General features: G+C 67.8%; 17 protein-coding genes and 1 pseudogene. 13 read left to right on the forward strand and 5 right to left on the reverse strand.

All coding sequences use genetic code 11. The features are described from left to right. The first annotated feature begins 441 nt into the window (after positions 1-441). The 5 genes from AB0M48_RS05580 to AB0M48_RS05600 all read left to right on the forward strand — a co-directional run bounded on the left by AB0M48_RS05580 (position 442) and on the right by AB0M48_RS05600 (position 7,737). On the forward strand, positions 442-3,261 hold the full coding sequence (locus tag AB0M48_RS05580; protein WP_363836160.1) for a BTAD domain-containing putative transcriptional regulator: 2,820 nt from the start codon (positions 442-444) through the stop codon (positions 3,259-3,261). Positions 3,262-3,458: 197 nt separating this feature from the next. Beyond that, positions 3,459-3,830: a hypothetical protein gene (locus AB0M48_RS05585; RefSeq protein WP_363836161.1), complete on the forward strand. Its 372-nt coding sequence runs from the start codon at positions 3,459-3,461 to the stop codon at positions 3,828-3,830. Positions 3,831-4,182: 352 nt separating this feature from the next. Then, positions 4,183-4,605, forward strand: coding sequence for a peptidase inhibitor family I36 protein (locus AB0M48_RS05590; protein ID WP_363836162.1), 423 nt, complete (start codon positions 4,183-4,185; stop codon positions 4,603-4,605). 1,366 nt (positions 4,606-5,971) lie between these two features. Further along, positions 5,972-7,153 (forward strand): zinc-dependent alcohol dehydrogenase, encoded by a 1,182-nt coding sequence (locus AB0M48_RS05595; protein WP_363836163.1) that lies wholly within the window; start codon positions 5,972-5,974, stop codon positions 7,151-7,153. 14 nt (positions 7,154-7,167) lie between these two features. Further along, positions 7,168-7,737 carry a hypothetical protein gene (locus AB0M48_RS05600; RefSeq protein WP_363836164.1) on the forward strand — a complete coding sequence of 190 codons (570 nt, stop codon included), beginning with the start codon at positions 7,168-7,170 and terminating at the stop codon, positions 7,735-7,737. A gap of 863 nt (positions 7,738-8,600) precedes the next feature. Here AB0M48_RS05600 and AB0M48_RS05605 read toward each other — a convergent pair. Beyond that, on the reverse strand, positions 8,601-8,840 hold the full coding sequence (locus AB0M48_RS05605) for a hypothetical protein (RefSeq protein ID WP_363836165.1): 240 nt from the start codon (positions 8,838-8,840) through the stop codon (positions 8,601-8,603). A gap of 497 nt (positions 8,841-9,337) precedes the next feature. Between AB0M48_RS05605 and AB0M48_RS05610 the strand changes: the two genes are divergently transcribed. Beyond that, positions 9,338-9,856 carry a hypothetical protein gene (locus tag AB0M48_RS05610; protein ID WP_363836166.1) on the forward strand — a complete coding sequence of 173 codons (519 nt, stop codon included), beginning with the start codon at positions 9,338-9,340 and terminating at the stop codon, positions 9,854-9,856. A gap of 42 nt (positions 9,857-9,898) precedes the next feature. On the opposite strand, the pseudogene AB0M48_RS05615 reads toward AB0M48_RS05610, so the two are convergent. After that, a pseudogene (locus AB0M48_RS05615) lies at positions 9,899-11,048 on the reverse strand (IS3 family transposase). A gap of 889 nt (positions 11,049-11,937) precedes the next feature. On the opposite strand from AB0M48_RS05615, the gene AB0M48_RS05620 reads away from it, so the two are divergent. Genes AB0M48_RS05620 through AB0M48_RS05635 form a run of 4 tightly spaced genes read left to right on the forward strand, consistent with a single transcriptional unit; the run spans position 11,938 to position 20,029 of the window. Next, complete coding sequence (locus AB0M48_RS05620) at positions 11,938-13,158, forward strand: TIGR02679 family protein (RefSeq protein WP_363836167.1); 1,221 nt, start codon at positions 11,938-11,940, stop codon at positions 13,156-13,158. 36 nt (positions 13,159-13,194) lie between these two features. Further along, entirely contained in the window at positions 13,195-14,733 is a 1,539-nt protein-coding gene (locus AB0M48_RS05625; protein ID WP_363836168.1) for a TIGR02677 family protein, read from the forward strand. Further along, complete coding sequence (locus AB0M48_RS05630; protein WP_363836169.1) at positions 14,730-15,962, forward strand: TIGR02678 family protein; 1,233 nt, start codon at positions 14,730-14,732, stop codon at positions 15,960-15,962. Before AB0M48_RS05625 ends, AB0M48_RS05630 begins: the two co-directional genes overlap by 4 nt. After that, positions 15,959-20,029, forward strand: a complete 4,071-nt coding sequence (locus AB0M48_RS05635; RefSeq protein WP_363836170.1) for a TIGR02680 family protein — start codon at positions 15,959-15,961, stop codon at positions 20,027-20,029. The genes AB0M48_RS05630 and AB0M48_RS05635 overlap by 4 nt, the downstream gene beginning before the upstream one ends. A 680-nt stretch (positions 20,030-20,709) precedes the next feature. Here the strand turns inward: AB0M48_RS05635 and AB0M48_RS05640 are convergent. Beyond that, positions 20,710-21,618 carry a helix-turn-helix transcriptional regulator gene (locus AB0M48_RS05640; protein WP_363836171.1) on the reverse strand — a complete coding sequence of 303 codons (909 nt, stop codon included), beginning with the start codon at positions 21,616-21,618 and terminating at the stop codon, positions 20,710-20,712. 138 nt (positions 21,619-21,756) lie between these two features. Here AB0M48_RS05640 and AB0M48_RS05645 point away from each other — a divergent pair, with 138 nt between their 5' ends. Both AB0M48_RS05645 and AB0M48_RS05650 read left to right on the forward strand, forming a co-directional pair. Next, positions 21,757-22,536 (forward strand): NAD(P)H-dependent oxidoreductase, encoded by a 780-nt coding sequence (locus tag AB0M48_RS05645; protein WP_363836172.1) that lies wholly within the window; start codon positions 21,757-21,759, stop codon positions 22,534-22,536. A gap of 181 nt (positions 22,537-22,717) precedes the next feature. Beyond that, on the forward strand, positions 22,718-23,761 hold the full coding sequence (locus tag AB0M48_RS05650) for a DUF2330 domain-containing protein (protein ID WP_363836173.1): 1,044 nt from the start codon (positions 22,718-22,720) through the stop codon (positions 23,759-23,761). A 13-nt stretch (positions 23,762-23,774) separates the two neighbouring features. Here AB0M48_RS05650 and AB0M48_RS05655 read toward each other — a convergent pair whose 3' ends face one another. Next, positions 23,775-23,906 carry a hypothetical protein gene (locus AB0M48_RS05655; RefSeq protein ID WP_363836175.1) on the reverse strand — a complete coding sequence of 44 codons (132 nt, stop codon included), beginning with the start codon at positions 23,904-23,906 and terminating at the stop codon, positions 23,775-23,777. 340 nt (positions 23,907-24,246) lie between these two features. On the opposite strand from AB0M48_RS05655, the gene AB0M48_RS05660 reads away from it, so the two are divergent. After that, positions 24,247-24,714: a hypothetical protein gene (locus AB0M48_RS05660; RefSeq protein ID WP_363836176.1), complete on the forward strand. Its 468-nt coding sequence runs from the start codon at positions 24,247-24,249 to the stop codon at positions 24,712-24,714. Positions 24,715-24,940: 226 nt separating this feature from the next. Here the strand turns inward: AB0M48_RS05660 and AB0M48_RS05665 are convergent, their stop codons facing one another. Then, a complete protein-coding gene (locus AB0M48_RS05665) occupies positions 24,941-25,711 on the reverse strand; it encodes a FadR/GntR family transcriptional regulator (RefSeq protein ID WP_363836177.1) in 771 nt (256 codons plus the stop codon). Positions 25,712-25,831: the final 120 nt, after the last annotated feature.

Below are 25,831 nucleotides of genomic sequence, written 5' to 3' on the forward strand. Positions count from 1 at the left end.
TCACAACGATCTCGCGCAGGTTGGTGCCCTGCCCAAAGTCCGGCCCTGCGCGCACAACGATCTCGCGCAGGTTGGTGCCCTGCCCAAAGTCCGGCCCTGCGCGCACAACGATCTCGCGCAGGTTGGTGCCCTGCCCAAAGTCCGGCCAGGGCGGCGGCACGTGTCGGGATCATCAGCCGGCAGAAGGAACGCCGCCGCCACTGGCCTCCAGATGAGGCTGCACTTCCGCACTCTCTCTCAATGGACCTGAACGGACCCGCGCCGACCCCCACAGGAGTCATGTTTCCGCAGTTCAACGCGGTAGTCGTTGGTGACCAGGTTGCCCAGCACCTCGCTCTCCGGTCCTCAGACGGGGGTCGCGGTGGTGATGCACGACCGATCGGGTGAACCGGCTCCAAGGTTTCCTGTATCGCGCTGTTCAAGCTATACCCGTTGTCTCGAATGCGTTCGAAGAGAGCGGTGGGTGTGGCGGTCAAGGTCGTGGTGCGTGTGTTGGGCGAGGTCGGTGCCGAGATCGACGGGCGTTCAGTAGACCTAGGCACCCCCAGGCAGCGATGTGTGCTGGCGGCTTTGGCGGTCGACGCCGGGCAGGTCGTGCCGGTGGACAGGCTGGTCGAGCGGGTCTGGGGCGTGGACGCAGTGCCGCGGGCGCGGGCGACGCTGCACAACTACATCTCTCGTTCGCGGCGGGCCCTGGCCTCCGCGAATGGCGTTGCCATCGTGCACCGTGCAGGCGGTTACGCCTTGGTGGCGGACACCGTTGAGCCGGTGGTGGACCTGCACCGGTTCCGCGACCTGCGAGGCACTGCCGCCGCGGAAGCCGACGACGAGCGGACCGCACGGCTGCTGACCGACGCACTGCTGTTATGGCGCGGACACGCGTTGACCGGCGTGGACTGTGCATGGGCCCAGCTCGAACGAGATCGACTCGCACTGGAACGCCTGGCCGTGCAGCACGACCTGACCGACGTCCGGCTGCGCCTGGGCGGGGGCAGCGAGCTGGTGGCCGAGCTGACCGCACTGGCCGCCGAACACCCGTTGGACGAGCGGATCGCCGGCCAGTGCGCGCTGGCCCTGCACCAAGCCGGGCGCACCGGCGACGCGCTGGAGCACTACCGGCGGTTGCGGGACCGGCTCGTGGAGGAGCTGGGCACCGATCCTGGCGCCGCGCTGCAGGACCTGCACCGGCGGATTCTGACCGCTGATCCCGTCCTTCCCACCGCCACCGCTGGCAGACCATGGGTCGCGCCTGCCCAGCTGCCGACCGCACCGCGGTCGTTCACCGGTCGAGTGGCCCAGCTGGCCGCACTCGACCGCGCTTTGCCGACCCCCGACGGCTCCTCGTCGCGGGAGGACGGGCAGCGGAAGACGACGGTAGTGATCTCCGGTGCCGGTGGCATCGGCAAGACCTGGCTCGCGCTGAGCTGGGCGCACCGCAACCTGCACCACTTTCCCGACGGGCACCTGTCGGTGGATCTGCGCGGCTTCGGTGTGGGCGAACCCCGGCAGGCCCTCGACGTGCTGGCCGACTTCCTGTCCGCCCTCGGCGTCGACCGCGATCACCAACCTCAGAACCTCGATGCCCGCGCCGCGCTCTTCCGCACGCGCACGGCCGGCAAGCGGATGCTGGTGCTGCTGGACAACGCCGTCACCGCTGACCAGGTCGTGCCGCTGCTGCCCGGCGGTACCGGCTGCACCGTCGTGATCACCAGCCGGGACCGGCTCCCCGCGCTGCTCACCCGCTACGGCGCCGAGCCGGTCCAGGTCGACGTGCTGACCGACGCCGAAGCCCGCACCGTGATCGACGCGGCACTCGACGACGTCCACGGCGGCACTGCTGCCGCGCAGGTCACCGAGCTGGTCACCCGGTGCGGCGGATTCCCGCTCGTGGTCGGTTTGGTCGCCGCCCGCATCCGCACGGACGCCCACCTCTTCGATGACATCGTGACCGACCTGCGCGAACTCGGCCTGGACGCCTTGGACTCCGACGACCCCAGCACCAGCCTGCCCACGGTGCTGTCCTGGTCTCTGCGTCACCTCACCGACCGGGAACGCACCGCGTTCGCGTTGCTCGGAATCGCCCCTGGACCGGACATCGATCTTCCCGCTGCGGCCAGCCTCACCGGGCTGCCCGTGTGCGACACCCGCACTCTGCTCCGCCGGCTGGCCGACGCCTCCCTCGTCATCCCCGCACCCGGCAGGCGCTACCTGATGCACGACCTGATCCGCGCCTACGCCGTACTCACGGCGCGCAACGACCTGCCGGAGCCTGCGCGGCGGGCGGCGCTGCAGCGGGCGGTGGACTTCTACCTGCACACTGCCTACACCGCAGATCGCGTCCTGAACCCCCGTCGAGCGCCCATCGCGCTCGACCAACCCAGCTCCGATGCCCACTTCCAGGCGCTACCCGACGCCTCGGCCGCCCTGGCTTGGCTGGATATCCACCACCTGATCGCTGCCCAACACACGGCTACCGCCCAGGACCGCCCGCAAGCCGTGTGGCACCTGGCCTGGACGCTAAGCACCTACCACCCCCGACGCGGGCACCGCCACGCCGAGCTGGCCATGTGGCAAGCCGCCGCACACGTCATTGAGCACCTACCCGACCCCAACACCCGTGAGCGCATCCACCGACGACTCGGTCTCGCCCACGCCGAGCTGGGACAGCACAGGCAGGCCATCGACCACTTGAGCCAGGCTCTCGCTTTGGCCGAAGACGACCCCGACCCCATCCAGCGGGCCTACAGCCACGAGGCGCTGTCCCAGGCCTGGGCACAGTCGGGGGACAACGGACGGGCCATGGAGCACGCCCGCCGCGCCTTGGAGCTCTACCGCGCCCTCGATGAGCCACTGCACGAGGCCGACACGCTCAACAGAGTGGGCTGGTACGCCGCCCTGCTGGGCGATTACGACACCGGCCGCGATCACTGCCGAGCCGCCCTCGTTCTGCACCGCCACCACGCCAATCGCGAAGGCGAGGCCGACGCACTGGACAGCCTCGGATGGATCGACCACCACACCGGCCACCATCAGCAGGCAATCCATCAGTACGAGGGGGCTCTCATCCTGTTCCGCGCGATGGGCAACAGCGTGCAGGTCGCCAGCACGCTCGAGCACCTCGGCCACCCTCACTCCGCCCTCGGCCAGCACGAGCAGGCCGCCACAGCCTGGCAGGAGGCACTCGAACTCTTCTGGGAACAGGGCCGCGACAACGACGCCGAACGCATGCAGCAACAACTCGACCCGCGACTCATCGATTGACTGGTGAGCCAGCACTGACCTGACAGAGCAGAGGCACCGCGACCGACACGCGCCTCGCCTCCGTTTCGAAGCCGCCCTGCCACCGGACACAGCGGCTCAACCAGCGCCGTACAGAACACCTGTGAGAAGTCTTCACGGTCGGGCCTGCACAGTCGAGAACGGCAACGGCCACTCTTCGATGCTCCAGGGGAGAACAAATGAAGGTAATACGGTCACTTGCAGTTGGACTGGCTGTGCTCGGGTGCGCGGTCGTCGCCCCGGGAACCGGCGTTGCCGACCAGTCTGCTGGCGCGTCGTCACCCGTGACCGTCGCCGCGAGCTGCTCCGACTTCCCGCCTCCTATCGGATACTCGTACGAGAAGCGCGAGGAAGAGACGCCGGGCGTGTACGCCTACTACATGTACTACAAGAACTGCGAGCGAATTCCCATGCGATCGCAGAAGATCAAGATCGATTTTAGGAACGCTCCTGATCAGCATCCGTGCGTGGCTCCCGGGCAGACGATCTTCGGAGGGAAGACGACCGGGTTCGTAGCTGTCCGCAGCATGACGTACGAAGGCCGCTGCTGAGCCGACGCGAACGGTCTGCGCCCAGTCGCCTCCGAGCGTGGGCCAACCGTTTCTCCGCAGCCGCACCTGATCAAGTGGGATCTCGGAGAGCCGGTCGACCTCGCCGTGCTCCTGAAAGTCGCGAACCAGCGTTGCGCTGTCAAGAGGGTTGAGCAGGCAGTGGTTGCGCTACCAACACCGCGATGATCGGAACCCCTGCAGGAGATCGAGTTCGGCAGCGGGTTCAGACGTCCAAGCAAGTTGATGTCCGGCGCCCAGCCCTCGGCGTCGGACAACGCCACATCACTACTACACCTGGGAATCGCGGCCAACGAGCCGCAGAACGACACCACGATCAGCACGAGGAGTCACGATGCAGAAATTGAAGTACGGACTGGTAATGGCGGTATGTGTTGCTGGAGCTCTCGGCGTGGCGATGCCCGTCACGGCGGCAGCCGCGCCCACCGCACTGCCAGGTAACTCCGGCTACATCACGTTCTGGGACGACAATGGCTACCGCGACCGGTTCATCGATTTCACCAACGGCGAGGGCAGCGACGACCTCGACGACCTGGGTTTTGAGGACAAGGCGAGCAGCTTTGTGAACAAGACGAGCACGTACTGGGTCATCTACGAGAACAAAAACCGCTTGGGGAGGAAGCTGTGTGTGCGACCCAACTCGCACCTGACCAACATGAACGACGTCTCCTTCGGGGACAAGATGTCGTCGCTGCGCCAGGCTCGCAGCGCAATCTCAAGCTGCGACGGCGCGACAGCAATCGGCCAACCGAACTGAACTGAGTACTTCCAGGTGCTTGGCGCTGTCGCCTCAAGCGAACCCGTGACCGTCGAGCACGTGGAGCACGTGGAGCACGCTTCGGGCTACGTCCTGCCGAGATCGAGCCTGACGCAGGGTGCATCGCGTTCGTGTTCCTTCCTGGAGGCGGGGGCGCGATGGCCTTCGACTTTCGCTACTACCGCGACCGCGCGGTAGAGATATTTGAAAGGGCGTCGGGATTCATCTCGACCGCGCGGGAAGACGTTGGCTGTCGGACGGCTCGGTCCTGGCCCTGCGAGACGCACCGCCAGTCGAGCAGCACGTAGGCGGTGGACGGCTCGTTACGCTCCGCCCACCGCCTAGGTCCACTCACTCCGACGACTGGAGCTCGAACCGGCACTCGACCACCAGGCTGCCGCTATAAATCCGCTGGTCAGCCCTGTTCCCATCCTTTGGCACTCCCGCCGAGGATTCGAACCTGCGCAGTTACTGTCGAACCTTCAAATCCGGCCGACACGGCGATGACCCCACAGCGCTACGCCACTCGCGGGCGAAGCATGCCCGTCCAACCTCGCTGACCCTGTCCCGACGCACACTGGAACACCACCACAGACGACCGCAGCCCGATCAGTGATTGTCACGGCACCAGCACCACCCAGTGCACCAGGTGTCAGCGCGCACGATCTACGAGATCGCCAGGCAGTGCCGCTTGGACAAATCCGCCGCACGCCGATCACGGCCTGGAAGAACACCCGAACGGAGGACACGATTCGCTTTAGGCAACGCGACCCCATTTCGCCCCGCGCGAACCGATTCTCCCAAAATCGTCCCAAACACCGGGTTACCGACCAGTACAGACCACTGTGGACAGTCACTTCAAGATCGAAAAGAGCGCATGAAAAAACCCGCTGACCTGGGCTTTCACCCAGAATCAGCGGGCTGATTCAGACCGTCGGGACGACAGGATTTGAACCTGCGACCCCTTGACCCCCAGGGTGGACCGGATCACAGATTGACCTGCGAATACCTCGAACCGGCAGGTCACGACGGCGCAGTTGGACGCACTTGAGCGCAGCTCGATCCTGTTGTCATGCCTTGACTTCTCCCAATTTCCTCCCAACTTACTCCCACGGCAGATATGCGTCAGCTGCTGCATGCATCGAACGCCTGTGCGTGAACCAAGTGACCAAAATCGTCTCCGCGCAACACGGCCGCAGCACTCGACACGCCGCGTCAGCAGGCCGGGCCGACGCATGTCGGAGCGAACCACTCCGGAAGGTCTCCATCATCGACCGCGGTCGACGTTTGCCTGCGCGCAGCGGGTTATGCACTGAGACAGCGGGTACCTGCCGGTTTGGCGAGTGGCCCGCCGTTGCATCGGTCGGTGCCCACCGAAGTGACGGTCGAAGGAGACGCCGTGCGTGCGATGGTCTACCGAGGTCCCTACAAGGTCCGTGTGGAGGAGAAGGCCCCGCCGGTCGTCGAGCACCCGAACGACGCGATCGTCCGGGTCACGATGGCTGCGATCTGCGGCTCCGACCTGCACCTCTACCACGGCATGATGCCCGACACTCGCGTGGGCATGACGTTCGGGCACGAGTTCATAGGCGTGGTCGAGGAGGTCGGGCCCGCGGTGCGCAACCTCGTTCCCGGCGACCGCGTGATGGTGCCGTTCAACATCTTCTGCGGAACGTGCTGGTTCTGCGCACGTGGCCTGTACGCCAACTGCCACAACGTCAATCCCAACGCCACGGCCGTCGGCGGCATCTACGGCTACTCCCACACCTGCGGCGGCTACGACGGCGGCCAGGCCGAGTACGTCCGGGTGCCGTTCGCCGACGTGGGGCCAACCGTCATTCCGGAGTGGATGGACGACGAGGACGCCGTCCTGCTCACCGACGCGCTGGCCACCGGTTACTTCGGAGCGCAGCTCGGCGACATCGTCGAGGGTGACGTGGTGGTGGTCTTCGGCGCCGGGCCGGTCGGCCTGTTCGCGGCGAAGTCGGCCTGGCTGATGGGCGCCGGCCGCGTCGTCGTCGTCGACCACCTCGAGTACCGCCTGGCCAAGGCCCGCACGTTCGCCCACGCCGAGACCGTGAACTTCACCGAGTGCGACGACATCGTGGTGCACATGAAGAAGATCACCGACCATCTCGGCGCGGACGTCGCGATCGACGCCGTGGGCGCGGAGGCGGACGGCAACTTCACCCAGCACGTCACCGCGGCCAAGCTGAAGCTCCAGGGCGGCTCCCCGGTAGCGCTCAACTGGGCCATCGACTCGGTCCGCAAGGGCGGCACGATCTCGGTGATGGGCGCCTACGGCCCGATGTTCAGCGCGGTGAAGTTCGGCGACGCCATGAACAAGGGCTTGACGCTGCGGATGAACCAGTGCCACGTCAAGCGGCAGTGGCCGCGACTGTTCGAGCACATCCGCAACGGCTACCTCAAGCCCAGCGACATCGTCACCCACCGCATCCCGCTGGAGCACATCGCCGAGGGCTACCACATGTTCTCGGCCAAGTTGGACGGCTGCATCAAGCCGCTGATCGTGCCCAACGCCGCCTGAAGGAGACGACCGCCATGACCTACACGTCGGACAAGCCGCCGCTGCCCGAGTCCACCGACCAGCTGCGGGCCCGGATACCGGGCTGGGGCGCGGACCTGGATCCGAAGGACCGCCCGTCGGTGCCGAAGCTGCAGTGGCAGGAGGACCGGACCGGCGCGCACTGGGACTTCCCGGACCGCCAACCGGAGAAGTGGCCGCGGGAACGCTCGATCGAGCACAAGTTCCTCACCCCCGTCTTCGGCACCTCCTGCCCGCCCAAAGGGGCGTCCGGAATGATCCGCCGACTCGCCTACCGGAAGTTCAGCGAGGGACGGGCCGCGCACTGGCTGCTGCTGCTGGCAGCCGACCGGGTGGACGCGTGGGAGAGCCACCTGAGCTCGTTCCTGACGGCCCGGCCGGACAACCCGGTCACCGAGACGGGGGTGCTGAGCGAGTTCTCCCGACACGGCATCTCCTCCCGCGTCGGCCAGAAGCGGTCCGACGTCAAGCACCAGGTCCTGGACCCGGTCATCGTGGCCGGCCCGTGGGTGCTGGCCGTCGCGGTCGCGGTCACCGTGGTGCGGAAACTGCTCCGCCGCTCGTAGATGAGCACGTCCTCGGTGCCGGCCCGAGCGAAGTGGTTCGGGGCCGCGATGGCGCCTGTCACCGGCGCGGCCTCAGTTTCTTGAACGGCTTCCATCGGGGGACCCTGGGGTAGTGATCACCGCGGTGGAGGGTGCCGAGCGGGCTCGTGTGCGAGCGCACGCGGCGTGCGTCCGTGTACGCGAACTGGCCACCCGTCGTGCAGCTCTGGCCAGGGGGAACTGCAGTGAGCCGGGCCAGGTCGCCGCACGCCGCGCCGTCCGGCAGGTTCAGGTGGCGCAGGAGCGTTGTGCCTGCCGAGAACCTCATCCATACAGTTGGAAGGCCTACATAGCCCAAGTGCCTGAAGCTCTCACGGGCTACGGTTGCCATCCGCGTGATGTCGTCCAGCACGGCATGATGACCGGCTGTGCTGCTCCGACTGGCCTACCTCGGTGTGACCAACGCGTTCGCCTTGCTGCGCCTGCTGCCCATGAGCGACTGGGACAAGGACACGGAAATCCTGGCGTTACGGCACCAGATCACGGTTTGGAACGCCAACTGGGTAACGCCCGTCCACGGTTCTCCCCCGACGACCGAGCGTTCCTCGCGGCACTGCTGCACCGACTTCCGGTCGATGCGCTTCATCGGCTCCGTCTGCTGGTGCGCCCGGAGACAGTGCTTCAATGGCACCAGGACTTCATCACACGCCGCCACGCGATCAGATCCCGCCCCAACCGGCTCGGCCGTCCACGGACCATCCGCTCGATCCGGCTCCTGGTGCTGCGCCTGGCACGGGAGAATCCCGCCTGGGGCTACCGCCGGATCCACGGCGAACTCCTCGTGCTCGGCATCAAGGTCGCAGCCTCCACCGTCTGGCAGATCCTCAAAGACGCCGGAATCGACCCGGCGCCCCAGCGCACCACGACGACCTGGTCGGCTTGTCGGTCTCCTCGCCGCGCAGGACGCGCCTGGCGTGGGCGATCTTGGCGGGGTCGGTGAGCCGGATGACGAACTTGTCCCTGCTGTAGTCGGTGAACTCGAACTCGGCCACCTCCGCCACGGCGGCCCGCGGCGCGGCCGACTGGTCGTCGGCGTGCGCGGGCGCCGCGATCAGGACGGGCAACAGGTATCGCCGCGGTCGCGGCCAGCGCTACCGAGAGAGCTCCCGATCTTCATTGTTGTAGGACCCGCGTTGGTCCGGGCGTCCAAGCGCCAGCAGGGTGACCGGCGATCCGCTCAGCTTCACCGATGCCGACCGCACGTCATCCAGGCGGTGCTGCGCGCTTGACTGCTCTGGCCCCGTACCAGCTCCGGCCAGCTCATCTGGCCAGGGCGCTTCGGCGGTCGAACCGTGCGCCGCGCCGAGAGCCATTCCCACTAAGCCACCCCAGACAACCGCACCGCTGACGACCGGCTCGGTGAGAAGCGCGGTGTCCTCGTGTGGCGCATACACGCCAGTGCCCTCAGCAGCATCACAATCGCAGAATTGACCCGCCGGAAGATCTGGAACAAGGCGTTTCCAAGCGACTTCAGCGGGTACATGACGGCGTGCTGACCACTGTGTTCCGCTGGCTCGCCCGCGCACGCCACGCCCGTGCTGTTCATCCGCGAGGTGTGCATATGACTGGTAAGATCCGCGGTGCCCCGCCATTTCCCGCCTCGGCGACCGTCCTCGCCCGGCTGTCCAAAGGCGTCGGCACCGGCCGAGGCCGACCGGACGTGCTCGGCCTCGCACTACGTATACCGACCGAGTCGGGTGCCTGGGACCTGCTGTTGTCTACAACGGGCACAGGCAAGTGGACACGGTTCATACCGATGATCGCGCGGCGCTGGCGTGACGCCAGGCTCAGTACGCTGACGCCCTACCGCTACGACGGGGAGCTGGTGTGGTTCATGGCACTTCCCGGCGCGGGCGAGCCACCTGCGCAGTTCACCCTCCACGCATCCGGCAGGGACGCCGCGTGGCACGAGGTCGCCGAAGTCGTACTTCACTCCCACGACAGCGACATGACAACGGCCTTTGACCCAGTGCACAACCTGCCGCCTGAGTTGCGACTCGCGCCTGACTGGCTCGCGAAGCTGCGCCAGCAGGCATACGTGGGCAGCCGGCGCGGCCGCGGCGAGTCACGACTCGGCTAAAGCTGATCCTCACCCCGTTTGACGGAGTCGGGTTACTGGAGTTCACGCTACTGGAGCGATCCTGGCGTGTTGCAGTTCGTACTCGATCGGGGTGAGCATCCCGAGTGCGGTATGGCGTCGGCGTCGGTTGTGGAACATCTCGAGGTACTCGAACAGGGCGTTGGCCAACTCGATACGGGTGCGCCAACGCCGGCGGTCGAGCAGTTCGGTCCGCACAAGTCCCCAGAACGATTCGATCATGGCATTGTCATAGCAGTCGCCGATCGATCCCATCGACGGTAGCAGTCCGGATTCCCTGGCACGCTTGGTGAAAGTCCATGACGTGAACTGGACTCCGTGGTCGGAGTGGATCACCGTGTTCGACAGCGGGGACCGGTTCAAGACCGCCATGCCGAGCGCGTTGGTCGCCAGGGCGGCGGTCTGGCTGGAGTCGATCGACCATCCCACGACGCGTCGGGAGTGCACGTCGAGCACGACCGCGCAGTACACCTTGCCTTCGCGAGTGGGGTGTTCGGTGGTGTCGGTGACCCACAGTTGATTCGGTGCGCTGCGGGCGAAGTCGCGGTCGACCAGGTCCACCGCGGTGGGTGTGTCGTGTCGCGGGGGCGGCCTGCGGCGGTTGGGCAGTCCCTTGATTCCGTTGCGGCGCATGAGAAGCCCGACGGTGTTGTGCCGATGACGATCCCTCTGCCGAGGGTGAGTTCGGCGTGCACCCGCGGGGCGCCGTAGACCTGGAACGACTCGACGTGGATCTCGCGGATCAGATCGGTCAACCATGCCTGACGAATCGCCCGCGGTGAGGGCGCGCGGTCTCGCCAGTCGTAGTAGCCGGACGCGGACACCCCGAGGACGCGGCAGGCCACCTGGACCGATCCTCCTTCCGAGGCGATCACCGTGACCGCCTCGTACCGTCTTTTGGGGTGCTGCTCTTCTTGAGGAGCTCGGCAGCTCGGCGGTGGACGGCGACTTCGGCCTCGAGTTCGGCGATCCGTCGACGTGCGGAGAGCAGTTCGGCGTTGTCGGCGCTGGTCGTCCCGGACAGCTGCCCGGTGTCAACGAGCTCCTGGCGGCGCCAGGTGTAAATGGTCTGATCGCTGATATCGAGATCCGCCGCGACCTGGGCGACACGGCGACCGGACGCGACCAGGTCGAGCACCTTGCGCCGAAACTCAGGTGCGTACCTCTTGGGCATCGTGGGCTGTCCTCCGAGCTACTGAGATGAACGATCATCCAGTAACCCGACTCCGAACAACCAGGTGAGGATCAACCAAGGAAATTCCAGGTGAGCCACCCACGGCACAACGTCCGCTCATATCGCTGAGCACGCGGGCCGACCACAGCCAAGACACCACTGGCGCCCCTGGGGAGCACGGAGTGGGAGCAGATTGGGAGCAACTCCGTGCGTTCAACGTGCCGAAACGGTCCTCAATGGACCTGAACGGAACCGCGCCAACCTGCAGGAGTATTGTTTCCGCAGGTCAGCGCGGTCTCAGAGCCATAGTTCACACCGAAGAGGTCACTGGTTCGATCCCAGTATCGCCCACAGTGTGTTTTACCAGGTCAAATAGCCTGCCGACGATCTTCGTTGGCAGGCTATTTGCGTTGCGTGGGAGCAATTGGGGAGCAGGAGTCCTCCCCCAACTCGCGAGATCTATGAAAAGTCTCGTGACCTAGATTCGCGAATCCCCAGGTCAACGAGTCGCGGCCCACTGAGTCGCCGGTGACCTCTTCACCACCACCTAAGCGCTCATTGCAAGCAGCGGTCGCTCGATGTGCGCCTTCGCCTCAATCGTCGAGGTGGACCCTTCCTGCTGAACCGCCTCCGGCTGCCGCCCAGCCCGGATGCCGCCGGTGCGCGCTTCGGGGTGTAGCTGATGCACGTTCATCACCTCGCGTGAGCTGATCGCCCTACCAACAGCTCTCTGACCATCTCCGCCAATGCTGGACTCTTGCCGTTGGTGGAGAGCTTCTGGAGCCGCTTTTGCCGAACCTCGTCGTTGGTTGCTCCGGCGGCTCGTGTCACTCGAGGCGGCGGTCTCGCGCTTGCGTTGACGATGAGCGGTTCTGCCAAGGTTGGCATCATGCGTGCGTTGGACCGGCTGGGGTCGCCTGCCCTGATGCCCTTGTGGAAGGCCGTGCACGACCGGATGTCGTCTGGACGTCAGGTCAGCCGGGTGAAGGCCGGCCCTCTCGACGACGAGCAGCGGTCGGCTGTGGCCGATCTGCTGGGAACTGATCGCCTGCCGGGCGAGTACGCGACGGTGTCGATGGCCGCGCTCGACGAGTTGCTGATGTCCGCAGTGGGTGCCGGCGCGCGCGAGGTTGTCGTGGCCCTGCTGGGACCGCTGGACGACCGGGCCGGCCAGCGGGCGCTGGCCGATGCCTCCCGCTCCGAGCTGTGGGCGTGGCTGGACAGCCATGTCGTGGTCACCAGCCAACCGGCCTTGAAGGGGTGGGTGGACTCCGTTCGGCGGGCAGGGCTCATCGCCGGTTCTGTCGAGCGCACCAGGAGGGAACTCGATCGTGCCTTGAGAATCCTCGCCGCATTGCCCGCGGCGGGCGTGCCTCTGCCAGTGCTTGCGGAGAACCTGCTCGGTGATCCGCACGCCCTGGACGAGGGAACGCGGGGCGCGGGGCTGGTGTTGCGGGCGCTGGCGGAGTTGCACGACGTGGAGCTGCCGAAGAACGCTCAGGAGCGTCGGGCGCTGTGGGAGAGCGCCGGGGTGGTCGAGGACGAACTGTCGTCGGTCGTCTTGGCCGCCGGACTGCGGTTGAGCGGTGTCGGCGGCCAAGTCCTGCGGGTGTGCGCGGACGAGGGGCACGTCGCGGCCCTGACGTTGGCACAGGTGCGGGCCACCTCGTTCGTCGGCTCGCCACAGGAGGTGTGGGTCTTCGAGAACCCGAGCGTGCTCGCGGTGGCGGTCGCCCGGCTCGGGCCCTCGTGCCCGCCGATGGTGTGCACGTCGGGGTGGCCCAACAGCGCGGTGATCGCCCTGCTGCGCGGGCTGGCCACGGAAGGATCCACGCTGCGCTACCACGGTGACTTCGACGGTGAGGGCGTGCGGATCGCCGCGCACGTGATCGCCCGCACGGGCGCCACGCCCTGGCGCATGGCAACTGAGGACTACCTGCGGGCGTTGGGTGACGGCACGCCGGTGGGACGGATCACCGAGGCGCCCTGGGACGACGGGCTGGCCAACGCGATGCGCGAGCACGGGTCGGCGGTTCCGGAGGAACGGGTCACTGGTCGCTTGCTGGACGAGATCCAGGAACGCGGGCGGGTTGTCGGTGGTCTGCCGTAACGTGCTCGACTGAGGGGAGGGAAAGCCTTGGCTGCCATGCGCGTGCCATCGGAGATGTTCCGGTTCACCACGGGCGAGCGGGCGGAGCTGTACGTCGCGATCCTGCACGCGTTCGGCGAGGCCAACGAACGGCTTGAGACCGCTCTCGGGCTGGACGACGTGCGGTCGAGACTTCGCTCTGTCGGTTGGCTCGACCCCCTCGACGATCAGGACCTCGTCGACGCTCTGGGCAGCCTGCGCGGCTGGGGGCTGCTCGACGTCACCCAGAACCACGCCGAGAACTATCGAACCGCCGACGAGTACGAGCGGCGCAACATCCAGTACTCGCTGACCAGACGAGGTGAGGCCGCACTGGCCGGGGTGGTGCACGCGATGGGCGTGCTGGCCTCGACCGGAGCACTCCAGACCGCCGTGCTCGACGCGATCGCGGACCGGCTCGCTGAACTGGCCGCGCACCTCAGTGATCCCGCCTCGCCGGATCGCCGGGTCTTCAGCACGCTGGTCGAACTCGAAGGTCATCTGGAAGCCCTGCGGGGCAATACAAAGCAGTTCAACGGCGAACTCCAGCGCCTGCTGCGCACCGAGGGCGCGGACCAGGACACCTTCCGCGAGGTCAAAGCGGCGACCGTGGCCTACCTCCAGGAGTTCACCACGAACCTGGAGCAGCGCACGCACGCGATCGCCAATCGGATCGCCGTGGTCGAGGGCTACGGCTTGCCTCTGCTGCACCACCGGGCGTTGCTCGGCGCCGAGCTCCCGCCCACCCAGAGCGAAGGCGCGGACGTGGCGTGGCTTGAGCTGCGCCGGGCCAGGTGGGAGGGGTTGCGGGCGTGGTTCCTCCCGGTGGACGACAGCACACCGCGTGCCGAGCAGCTGTTCGCGGTCGCTCGACGCGCGATCATCGCGTTGTTGCAGGTCCTGGATCGGATCACCGAGTCCCGGCGCCGGTCGACCAGTGCGGCGGCAGACTTCCGCGAGCTGGCCCGCTGGTTCGCCGCGGCGCCGTCGGAGGAAGACCTGCACCTGTTGTGGGCCACGGCTTTCGGCCTCGGTTCGGCCCGGCACGCCCACCTCGCGCACGCCGATCCCGAACTGGTCAGCTCGTCCGCCGGCTGGTCCGAGGCACCGCCCGTGGAGGTGTCCGCGCTCCTGCGCAGTGCGGGCCGGACGGAGCGGTTCAGCCGCACAGGGCGAGTGCGCGACGTGGCGGAGGTCAAGGCGGTGCGTGCCGAACGGGCTCGCGCTGAGCGGGCCGCGCTGAAAGCCGCCTGGGACCGGCTGGACACCGGCGGCGGCATCCGGCTCTCCCGTTTCGAGCAACTGGAGCACGAGGTGCTCGAACGACTGCTGGAGTTGCTCGGGCGAGCCTTGGCCACAGCACCGGACCAGCACGGGGTTCACCGTGCCACCACAGGCGACGGACGGGTGGAGATTTTACTGACTCCACCGCGGGAGCACCGGGAGCACGCCGTGATCGAGAGCCCGCGCGGGGTGTTCATCAGCCCGGACTACGACGTCGAGATCCGCACACCGGGTGGCCGCACGACACGGCCCCGGGAAGCTGAGGCCGGATGAGCAACCTGGCGAACCAACTGGTCATCGCCGAGCGCGACGAGGTCGCGCGGGCGATCCGCCTGCTCCTCGCGGCACCGCTGATCAGCGCCAGGACCGCACCGGAGACCTTCGACCTCGTGCGCAGGCGGCGGGACCCGGTCGAGAAGTGGTTCGACTACTACTGCGGGTGGTCGCTCGTGGTCGAGCCACGCCTGGGATACGCGCGGCTGGCCAAGGTCGGGCTCGCCACCGATCCCACCCGTCCGGCACGACGGCACCGTGCTGGACGTGCCCCGTTCGACCGCCGCCGGTACACGCTGATGTGCGTGGTGGCCGCCGAACTGCTGGCGATTCCGGTCACCACCATCGGGCTGTTGGCGGACCGCGTCGCACAGGCCTGTGCTGCGGACCCGGCCGTGCCGCGGTTCGACACGTCCAGTCGTGCCGAGCGGATGGCGTTCGTCGACGCGCTGCGCCTGCTGGAATCGTTCGGCGCGGTCGAGGTGGTGGACGGCGCCACCGACGCGTACGTGGACTCCGCCGCGGCGAAGGTTCTCTACCGGGTGGATGCCACGCTGCTCATGCGCCTGCCGGCGGCCCCGGTCGGCGCCTCGCAGGTGGCGGTGCCCGCCGACGAGATCCCGTTGCGCTTTCCGGAGCTGCTGACCAGGCTGTCCCGCGAACGGCGTTACGGCGACACCGACGACGAGGTGTCCGACGTGCGGCGCAACCTGCGGCTGCGGCACTCGGTGTTCCGCAGGCTGGTCGAGGATCCGGTCGTGCACCGCGACGAGCTGACGCCCGCGGAACTCGCCTACCTGGAATCTCCGACCGGTGGCCAGCTCCTGCGCCGGGCCGCGGACCAGGCGGGCTTCCTGGTGGAGGAACGTGCCGAGGGTTTCATGCTGGTCGATCCGGACGGTCTGGCCACCGACAGCCGGTTCCCGGACGACTCGAGCAACGCCAAGGTCGCCGCCCTGCTGCTCCTGGACGGGATCGCGTCCGCGCCCGGACCGGTCGCCGTTGAACAACTGCGCGGCGAGGCCGACGCGCTGCTGAGCCGATTTTCGAAGTGGGCCAAGGGTTATCGCGGCGAGAACGGTTCCGGCCGACTGGTCACCGACGCACTGGACGTGCTGGTCGCGTTCGGTCTCGTCCGGGTCAGCGGTGGAGTCGTGCGAGCCCGTCCCGCAGCCGCCCGCTACGCGGTGACCCGAACCAGCGCCGACGACGTCGAGGACGAGCCATGACGGTGACCGAACTGCCGAGCGCCATTGCCGTCTCAAGCACGGAGCGCGGGGCGGTGGCCAGGTGGACACCGGAACGCGCCGGGATCCTGAACGTGTGGCGCTACTACGACGAGGTCTTCACGTTCCACAAAGGACGGTTGCTGCTACGCGGTCCCAACGGCACCGGCAAGTCGAAGGCGCTGGAACTGCTCCTGCCATTCTTGTTCGACGCGAACCTGCGCGCCAACCGGCTCTCCACGTTCGGCACGTCCGAGCGCACCATGCACTGGAACCTGATGGGAGACGGCGCCTCCGGTACCACCAGGGTCGGCTACGTGTGGCTCGAGTTCCGCTTCCCCGGTGCGAGTGGCTCGCCGGACAGGTGGTTCTCCTGCGGCGCACGGCTGGCCGCGACCAAGCACACCACCACCGTGCACCCGGACTACTTCACCACCGACCTCCGCATCGGCGTACCGAATGGCCTCTCGCTCACCGACCAGCACGGCGCACCCCTCACCACCAAGGCGCTGGAAACCGCGCTCGGCGAGCAGGGGGTCCTCCACCAGAACGCCGCGGACTATCGCGCCACCGTGCGCTCGACCCTGTTCCCCGGTTTGAGCGAACAGCGCTACGACGCACTCATCACAGCCCTGCTCCAGCTCCGCACGCCCAAGCTCTCGCAGCGGCTCGACCCCGTGCTGCTGTCCACGCTGCTGTCCAAGGCTCTGCCGCCGCTCGGCGAGGCGGAGATCAGCGATCTGGCCGAAGGCTTCGAACGCCTGGACCGGCAACGTGAACAGCTCAACCGCATGGACGCGGAAGTGGAAGCAGCGCAGCGCCTCAGTGCAAGGCAACGCGCGTACGCCCAGCGAGTGCTGCGCGCCGCCGCGGCGAAGCTGATTTCCGCGACGACCGAGCTCGGGAACCTGGCGGAGGCCGCGAAACTCTCGGCCGAGGAGCACGAACGTGCGGCGCGGCGCAAGGAAGAAGCCGAAGAGCTCGAGGATCAGCTGGAACGGCGGATCATCGAAACCGACGGCCGTGTCCAAGGCCTGATCGGCAGTGAGGCGTACCGCAAGGGTGAACAGCTCGACCGGCTGCGAACCCAGGTCCGCCAGGCGCGTGCGGCCGCCACGACGAGGCGCGCCGACGCGACCCGCCATCGCGAGGCCGCCCAGGCCGATGTGGAGGCTGCGGACACCGCCGCCAGACACGCGGAGACACGGGCCGGAACCACAGCGGCGCTGGCCGAAGTCGCCTCGGCCGACGCCGGCCGCGTCGGGCTGGGTTCCGTCCACACGGAGATCACCCGAACCCTCGCCGATCCCTCGCGGTCGCGGGCCTTGCTGCGCGCCGCGGTGCAGGCACGGGGCGAACAGGTGGAAGCCGTGCGGGCCGCGTTGAGCGAGCACGGGGTCGCCGTCGCAGGCAGGGAGGAGGCGGAGCAGGCACTCGACGAGGCCAGGGAAGCACTCGCTGAGGCCGCCGAACGGCGCGCAGAGCTGAGCGACCGCCGGGACGTCGCGCTCACGGCGCTGCAAGCCGCCATCGTGACCTGGGCGGAGGGCTGCCGCGAGCTCACCTTCCCCGAGCCCGGCGCGCTGGCTGGCCACGCCGCGTCGGAGACCGCTTTGCTGACCCAGGTCGACGCCGTCGCGAGCCGCGTGCTGGACGCCGTCACCAGGGAGGAGACCCTGGTCGAAACGGCGCGGGACGACGCCGAACGTGAACGTGGCGCACTGCGCGAGGAGGTCCGCCGGCTACTGGCCGAACAGGACCTGCCTCCCCTGCCGCCACACACCCGCACCACCGACCGCGCGACGATGAACGGCGCGCCGCTGTGGCGGCTGGTCCGCTTCGCCGACGCGGTGCCCGAAGACGTCCGTGCGTCGGTGGAGGCCGCACTCCACGCGTCAGGCCTGTTGGACGCCTGGGTCGGCCACGACGGCGCGATCACCGGGCACGACACGTTCGCCGTGCCCGGCTCCGTACCCGCGGCGGCGGGCCGGTCGCTCGCCGAAGTCCTCGTGCCCGAGTCGGACACGCCCGTGGCCACCGACGTCGTCACCCGCCTGCTGGGCGAGGTGGCCTACGGGGACCACCCACCAGAGGGGCACCCTGCGGCGATCGGCGCCGATGGCGGCTGGCGCCTGGGCACCCTGCGCGGCACGTGGCAGAAGGACGAGGCCGCGCACATCGGCGCGCTCGCCCGGCAGCGTGCCAGGGAGCGCCGGTTGGCCGAACTGCGCGAGCGGATCACCACGTCGGAGGAGCTGATCGAGGCGCACACCGCCGCGCTCCGTTGGCTTGCGTCACGCAGGTCGGCCGTCCAAGCGGACCGTGACGCGCGGCCCAGCCACGCCGACGCGGACGCGGCCCTGGAAGCACTCACCAGGGCGGAGGCGGCGGTCTCCACGGCCGACGGTGTGGTCCGGCGCTCGCTGGAAACGCTGTCGAAGCGCGAGCAGCGCGTGGACCGCGCCCTGCGCGAGCTGACTGCGGCCGCGGCCGAACACGGCCTGCCCACGGAGCGAAAGGCGCTCAACGCCGTTGCGGATGCCGTGAACGCCTTCCGCGCCGCCGCTGACGCGTGGATCGACGAGCACGCCAGCCTGGTCGCGACGCGTCGCGAAGCCGACCGAACCGCCGAGCAGGCACAGCGCTCCCGGCTCGCCGCCGAGCAGCGAGAGGACGAGGCAGATGAAGCCGAAGCCGTCGCCAGCAGACTCGACAGTGAGCTGGACGCCGTCGAGGGCACGATCGGCGTCGACTACCGGAGCGTGCTCGACGAGCTCAGTGCGCTGCGGGTCGAGCTCGACGGCCTCAAGCAGCGAGCGAGCAGGACACGCAAGGAGATCAACGGCCTGGCCGAGCGGCTGGGCGAGCTGACCACCCGGCGCGCCACCGACGCGGAGGTTCGCGACAGCGCCATCGGCGTTCGCGACCAGGCGGCAGCTCGCTTCCGCCACCTGGCGAACGGCAGCTTCCCCGCGGACAGCGGCTTGCCCGACCTTGCCGCGTTCACCGAGGCACTCACGACGTCCACCGGTGTCAGGGCGACTCTCGACGCGGCGAGGACGGTCGCGGCCTCGTGGCCGACGCTCCCCCACTCACCGAAGAACATCGGCGATGCCGCACACCGGCTGGCCGAGGAGGTGCACGCGTCCCGCGAGGTGCTCGGCGGTCGCGCCGACCTCGAACTCGACTCGGACGAGGACGTCCAGGTCTTCTCCGCAATGGTGGACGGGATGCGCATCGGTGCGTCGGCGCTGTTCGACCGGCTCCGATCCGACGCCGAGCGCAGCCGGGAGGACATCACCGCACAAGAACGCGAACTGTTCGACCGAACCCTCACCGGCGACACCCGCCGTCACCTCGCCGCCCGAATTCGGCAGGCGCACGAGCTGGTCGACGGCATGAACGCCCGGTTGGAACGCGTGCGCACGGCGTCCAAGGTGGCGGTGCGGCTGGTGTGGGAAGTCTCGCCGGACCTGCCGGCCGGCACGAAGGCGGCACGCGACCTCCTGCTCAAGGATCCGGTGCGGTTGAGCGAGGCCGATCGCGAGTCGCTGCACCGATTCTTCCGCGAGCGCGTCGAGCAGGCCAAGGCCGATGAGTCCGCCGCAGGCTGGGAACAGCAACTGGGTCAGGTGTTCGACTACACCGCCTGGCACCGGTTCGTGGTGAAACTCGACCGCATGAACGGCACGGGCTGGCAGCCGTTGACCAAGAAACTTCACGGAGCGCTGTCCGGAGGTGAGAAGGCGATCGCGCTGCACCTACCCCTGTTCGCCGCCGTGGCAGCCCACTATCAGGCAGTCGCCCGCGCACCGCGGGTCATCCTGCTGGACGAGGTCTTCGTCGGCGTCGACACGGTCAACCGCGGCCAGGTCTTCGAGTTGCTGTCCGCACTGGACCTGGACCTCGTGCTCACCTCCGACCACGAGTGGTGCACCTACCGTGAACTGGACGGCATCGCGATCCACCAGCTGATCACGGGTGGCGACGGAGAAGAGGCCGTGACCACCGCCCGCTTCGTGTGGAACGGGACCGAGATACTCGACGAGAAGGAAGAGGAAGACGGCTGAAGTCCCCAGGTCGACTCTTCCTCTTGCGTCAGAACGGTCCTCAACGAACCTGAACGGAACCACGCCAGCCCGCAGAAGTCGCGTTTCTGCAGGTCAGCGCGATCTCATCGCCATAGTTCACACCGAAGAGGTCACTGGTTCGATCCCAGTATCGCCCATATAACCGGGGCCTCGGTGCAAAAAGTAGTGCTAAACCGGCGTCGTTCCACGTCAGACCAGCATGTGCGTGCTGAAAACTGCATCCGCGCAGGTTGAGCGGCATGACGGTACTCGTGGATGACTCCGCCGAGACGGTCCTGTCGATCTATGGCGAGGCGTTCGATCTCGTCGGGGTACGAGAGGCTGGCGACGGGCTCTCAAGGGTGCTGCGGCGGCGAGTGATCGGTGGGTCTGGTTCCAGATCAGCGTGCGGTCCAGCAGTTCGGCGCGGAGTGTCTTGACCCAGCGTTCGATGATGGAGTTCATGCGGGGCATCCGAACACCGGTCAGTACCGAGCACGGCCGCGATCATGCCGGACGAAGACCGGCGACACCTCGATGCCTACTTAACTGCACGGACGTACTTCTCGGCACGTACAAAGTCTGGTTCCGTGGCGCAGCTCGTGGTCACTTTGAGGGAACGTCAGCACTCGGAAGCCTGGGCGGTGAGGTCGCTGAGTCGGCTGACGGCCTCGGCGAGTTCATAACCGATCTTCAGTCGGGTCCACAGATGTTGCAGAGCGAGGGACAGGTCCGAGGCCGCGTGATGCCTTCCGATCGTCCATTGTGGAGTGAACGTCGCCGCTGTGCGCGCCCAGGCTCGCGAGCAGGTGCAGCGCGTCCTCGGCGGGGCTGCCGGGGGCCGCGGACAGCACCAGCAGCTCCATGCCTGACTCGTCCGGTAGCGCGAAGTTCTCCTGGTGCAGTTCCAGCAGTCCGGCCAGCGGGTGCCGATACGCCTTGCGTCCATGTGCCCTGGCGCGCACGTCCGCGCGGGCCCAGAGGCGGCGGAAGCGCTCGCTGCCCATCGCCAGCTCGCCGATGAGCGAGGCCAGGCGGGGGTCCTCCGGATACTTGCCCGCGGCCAGGCGCAGGTGTCCGACCACGTCGAGGGTGCAGTTCTCCCAGTCCGCGTAGAGGCCGCGCTCGGCCTCCTCGAGGAAGATGTGCCTGGCGGTGTTCAGGCCAGGTATCGGCCGGCCGTAGAGGAGTCCGGCGAGACGGTTCCCGGCGAGCACGTCCAGGCGGTGATCCATGATCAGCGCGGGTGCGTCGGTGACCAGGTCGAGGACGCGCAGCAGCTCCGGCCGGACCCGCCCGCCCGGCGCCTTCGCTCTGCGGCGCCGCTGCCGGGAGAGCCGGTAGAGGTGCCCGCGTTCGGTCTCGTCGAGGCCGAGGACGCGGGCGAGAGCATCGAGGACCTGTTCGGAGGGCTGGGTCGCGCGGCCCTGCTCCAGGCGTACGTAGTAGTCGACGCTGACTCCGGACAGATGTGCGACCTCTTCGCGGCGTAGCCCTTCGACGCGGCGGTGCCTGTCGGTGGGAATGCCGACGGCCGCCGGGTCGACCCGGGAACGCCTGGTTCGCAGGAAGCCCGCAAGATCGTCCACACCCTCAGTATGGCCTCGGTGGTGCCGGTGAAGGTGGTCCTGCCGGTACCAGGAAGTCCCGTCCGATGGAAGAAGCGCCCCTGAACGCCGGGCGGCGCGGCACCCAGGATCGAGGGCACCCGATCCGAAGGAGTTCCCATGAAGACGCTGATCGTCTACGCCCATCCGGAGCCGAAGTCGCTCAACGGCTCGCTGAAGGATCTCGCGGTGTCCACATTGGAGATCGCCGGGCACGAGGTGCGGGTGAGCGATCTGTACGCGATGAACTGGAAGGCGGTCGTGGACGCCGCGGACTACGGTCCCGATGCCTCAAGTCCGCTGAAGGTCGCCCTGGACTCCGGCCGGGCGTTCGACGCGGGGACGCTCACCCCGGACGTCCTCGCCGAGCAGCAGAAGCTGCTGTGGGCCGACACGATCATCTTCCAGTTCCCGCTGTGGTGGTACACGATGCCCGCGATCCTGAAAGGCTGGGTCGACCGGGTGTTCACCTACCACTTCGCGTACGGCGTCGGCGAGCACAGCGACACCAGCTACGGCGAGCGCTTCGGCGAGGGCACCCTCGCGGGCAGGAAGGCTCTGCTGTCGGTGACCGCCGGTGGTCCGGAGTCGCATTACGCCGCTCGCGGGATCAACGGCCCCATCGACGATCTGCTGTTCCCGATCCACCACGGCATCCTCTACTACCCCGGCATCGAGGCGCTGCCGCCGTTCGTGCTGTACGGAGCCGACCGGATGACCGGCGAGGACTACGCGGACGTCGCCAAGGCCTGGGAGCAGCGCCTGCTCACCCTCGAGTCGACCGAGCCGATCGCATTCCGGCGGCAGAACTTCGGTGACTACGAGATCCCCTCGCTGCAGCTCAAGGAGGGACTGGAGCCCGCGGGTCGCACGGGTTTCGGGCTACACGTGCGCGGCTGACCGCTGGCCACGTAGCGAGAGTTCCGAACCCCGGATCGGCGTCGGGTCACGATGCGCGATGAGGGTCGCCAGGGACAACGTGCGCGCCCACCTCCCCGACGCACTCGACCTCGCCGCCTGACTGTCACAACGGGTTGGTCACGGCGTGAACCGCAAGCGTATTGGTGCACTCTGAGCAACCATGCGACTTTTCGTGCTGGCACGCTGGCTGCTCACCGTGCTCACCCTGCTCGGGGCGGTGTTGGTCGGGCCGGGCGTGGCGAACGCCTGTGCGTGCGGAGCGGCGATCGCCGACGATTTGACGCCGGTGCGGGAGACCGCGCTGGTCGAGCTGGACGGCCCGACCGAGCACGTCACGGTGAACATCACCGCCGACACCACGTCGGACTCGGTGGCGTTCCTCATGCCGGTGCCGAGCCGCGCCGAGTTCGCCATCGCCGACGCTGCGTTGTTCACCGAATTGGACGAAGTGAGCCGGCCCAGGGTCGAGTACCGCGAGAAAAAGATCGACGGCAACGGAGCCGGTGGTGTCGAGGCACCGGGCGGCGAGGTCACGGTCGTCGACCACGTCGAGGTCGGGCCCTACGAACTGGCCCAGCTGACCGGCACCGACGACCGCGCGGTCAGCGACTGGCTCACCGCCAAGGACTTCGTCCTGCCCCCTGACCTCGCCACGCACCTCGGCCCGTACCTGGCCGAGGGCTGGCTGGTCATCGCGGTGCACCTGCGGCCGGAGGCGGCGGAGGAGACCTTCGACGACGGGTTGCCGCCGATGCGGATCAGCTTCGCCACCGACGAGCCGGTCTACCCGATGCGGTTGTCGGCCGCCGCCAAGCGCAGCCAACCGCTGCGGCTGTACGTGCTCGCCGACCACAGGATGGACGTCACCGACCCCACCCCCGGCGACAGCGAGCCCGACCTGACCTTCGCCGGCTGGCTGACGCCCGACGAACTCGACGAGCATCCGGAGCTGGCGAAGCTGGTGACCGAGCGCCGGTTCCTGACCCGCTACGACGCGCGGGTCGACCCGGAGGAGGTCACCGACGACATCCACCTCACCCAGGCGGCCGGGGACGAGACGTACCGGGCGGTGGTGGTCCAGACGCGGTACGTCCGAGGCCCGTCCACCGCCGAGGTGACACTGGTGGTGCTGGGCGGCGTTGTGCTGGCCGGGCTCGCGGCCGGGGCGGTCATCCTGGTTCGGCGGCGTCGACAACGCCGGTGAGGCCCCCGGTAGCTCACAGGTGACCGAGAGGCACGGGCACACTACGCCGGAACTTGGCGTCGTGGCGGCTCTCGGTCTTCTTACCCGCGTCGTAACCGAGGCTCGCGGTGGGAACGGTGTCGGCGCCGCGCACTGTGTGGGCCACGATCGCGGCGGTGGGTAGTGGATCCCGTCCGGCGTGGAGGCGGACCAGGTCACGCAGTACGTCGTGAACCTGTTGCCACACATCAGCTTTCGCCCAGCGGCGAAAGATGCCGCAGGGTCGTCGACCCGTTGGGGGCGAACGGTTCCGGCGAGGGATCGTCCTGACCGGACAGCTGGGGCCGAACCAGCACACCGAGACGCACCGCACTATGGCCGCCCTGACCTTGATCATGGGTCAACATCCTGATGTTCTAATGGCTCTCTTGCCCGCCGGGCAAGCCGCCGCCGATGCCAAGAGGCGCATCCTGGCCCCTGGACCGGGGACCACCAACGAGGCCTGCATGTACATCTACGGCAACAACACCTGGGTCGACAAGGTCGAGGTGTGGCTGTCGGCTACCCATGTCATGCCCCCGATCATCTACCCGGCGGACATCTGCCGGAGCAAGCTGGACGTCTGGGGTCGGTCCAATGCCTCGGGGCACTGGGAGCAGACGTTCACCCACCAGGGCTGCCACACGGGCACGCAGGGGGCGCTGTTCACCGCGGAGAAGAACCAGGCGAGGGGTTCCTTCGTGTGCAGCCGGACAACCTGGGACGGCAAGGCTCCGACGCCAACTGCATCCAGATCTGACTGCAACTACCAAGATGGCGAGCACGTCCGGAAAACTCGTCCGCGCACTCCGGGTTCGGGTCTGAAAGTGGCAGCGCGGCTTCAGTCGCGCCGCCCTCGCCACCGGCATGATTTATTCGCCCATGACCCACACCCACAGCGACTGGGTCCTGATCATCTGATCCCGTTGACCTGAACAGTGCGACGGGTAATTTTTCTATGCGGTCGGACGAGTCGGGAAGTCAATTGTGCTGCCCGGCTCGTCCGGTCTCTTGTGCCAATCAAGTGCACCAGCGGTTGTTCTGGTGTTGCCACACATCGGCGCGGCGCACCGATCCGGGTCAGAGGACGGCGAGCCGCAGGGCTCGATCTCGCAGAGGTGCTTTGTCCGCGTGCAGAAACGCGCTGCCGGCGCGAGCGGACTACCGTTCCAGGCGGTGCGGGTCTCCCGCGTCGCTGCGACGCACCAACCAGGCCTCGGTGATGTGGGCGAACATGGCCTCGGCGGCACCGTCCGGGTCCTGCGCCGCGATCCGCTCGTAGATGCGACGGTGTCCCCGGTTCGAGGCCACGCAGAGCTCGCGATCCGTTCTGCCCATGTAGCTGGCGGTGTTGACGACCTGGCTCTCCAGCGCGCGCACGACTCCCCTGGCGATCCGGTTGCCGGACGTCCGCATGATCGTGTCGTGGAAGATCCTGTCCTGCTCGCGATAGGCGATGGGGTCGTCCACCAGCTGGTCCATCAGCTCCACGAGAGCGTGCAGCTCGTCGATGGTGGTCTGGTCCGCGGTGCGCGCGGTGATCAGGACCATGTCCGACTCGAGCAGCCGGCGGGTCGCCACCAGGTCGTCGAGGACGCCCAGCGTTCCGTCTTCGGCGACGACGGCCCCGAGGACGAGTTCGTCGAGCACGTTCCACGTCGACGACGGCGTCACCAGGGTGCCCGCGCCCTGACGGACCTGCACCAAACCCTTCTCCTGGAGGACTTTCACCGCTTCGCGGATGACGGTCCTGCTCACCGAGAAGATCTCGCACAACACCGGTTCGGGCGGTAGCGACGTGCCGGAAGGATGATCGCCGCGCACGATCCGCCCGACGAGCTCGGCGGTGATCGCCCTGGCCAGGTTCGCCGGTCGGCGCACCCATGCCGGGGCGGCGAGCCCGCTCGCCGGTCGCTGGCCTGATGCCGTCATCGTTCCTCCGGTTGCGCCCCTGCCGACGCGGTGGAGCGTGCGGCGAGTGTACTGAGACATTGACGTTATACGTCATACGACTTATGTTCAGCACACTTCGTCGGGCCGCTCGCCTGCCCG

Origin of the sequence: Lentzea sp. NPDC051208, from assembly GCF_040682435.1 — a bacterium.
GTDB lineage: Bacteria > Actinomycetota > Actinomycetes > Mycobacteriales > Pseudonocardiaceae > Lentzea > Lentzea kristufekii.

Coding starts and splice junctions, on each gene's coding strand:
- AB0M48_RS05580 (WP_363836160.1), top strand. CDS start 442: ATGCGTTCGAAGAGAGCGGTGGGTGTGGCGGTCAAGGTCGTGGTGCGT.
- AB0M48_RS05585 (WP_363836161.1), top strand. CDS start 3,459: ATGAAGGTAATACGGTCACTTGCAGTTGGACTGGCTGTGCTCGGGTGC.
- AB0M48_RS05590 (WP_363836162.1), top strand. CDS start 4,183: ATGCAGAAATTGAAGTACGGACTGGTAATGGCGGTATGTGTTGCTGGA.
- AB0M48_RS05600 (WP_363836164.1), top strand. CDS start 7,168: ATGACCTACACGTCGGACAAGCCGCCGCTGCCCGAGTCCACCGACCAG.
- AB0M48_RS05610 (WP_363836166.1), top strand. CDS start 9,338: ATGACTGGTAAGATCCGCGGTGCCCCGCCATTTCCCGCCTCGGCGACC.
- AB0M48_RS05620 (WP_363836167.1), top strand. CDS start 11,938: ATGCGTGCGTTGGACCGGCTGGGGTCGCCTGCCCTGATGCCCTTGTGG.
- AB0M48_RS05625 (WP_363836168.1), top strand. CDS start 13,195: ATGCGCGTGCCATCGGAGATGTTCCGGTTCACCACGGGCGAGCGGGCG.
- AB0M48_RS05630 (WP_363836169.1), top strand. CDS start 14,730: ATGAGCAACCTGGCGAACCAACTGGTCATCGCCGAGCGCGACGAGGTC.
- AB0M48_RS05635 (WP_363836170.1), top strand. CDS start 15,959: ATGACGGTGACCGAACTGCCGAGCGCCATTGCCGTCTCAAGCACGGAG.
- AB0M48_RS05645 (WP_363836172.1), top strand. CDS start 21,757: ATGAAGACGCTGATCGTCTACGCCCATCCGGAGCCGAAGTCGCTCAAC.
- AB0M48_RS05650 (WP_363836173.1), top strand. CDS start 22,718: ATGCGACTTTTCGTGCTGGCACGCTGGCTGCTCACCGTGCTCACCCTG.
- AB0M48_RS05660 (WP_363836176.1), top strand. CDS start 24,247: ATGTACATCTACGGCAACAACACCTGGGTCGACAAGGTCGAGGTGTGG.
- AB0M48_RS05665 (WP_363836177.1), bottom strand. CDS start 25,711: ATGACGGCATCAGGCCAGCGACCGGCGAGCGGGCTCGCCGCCCCGGCA.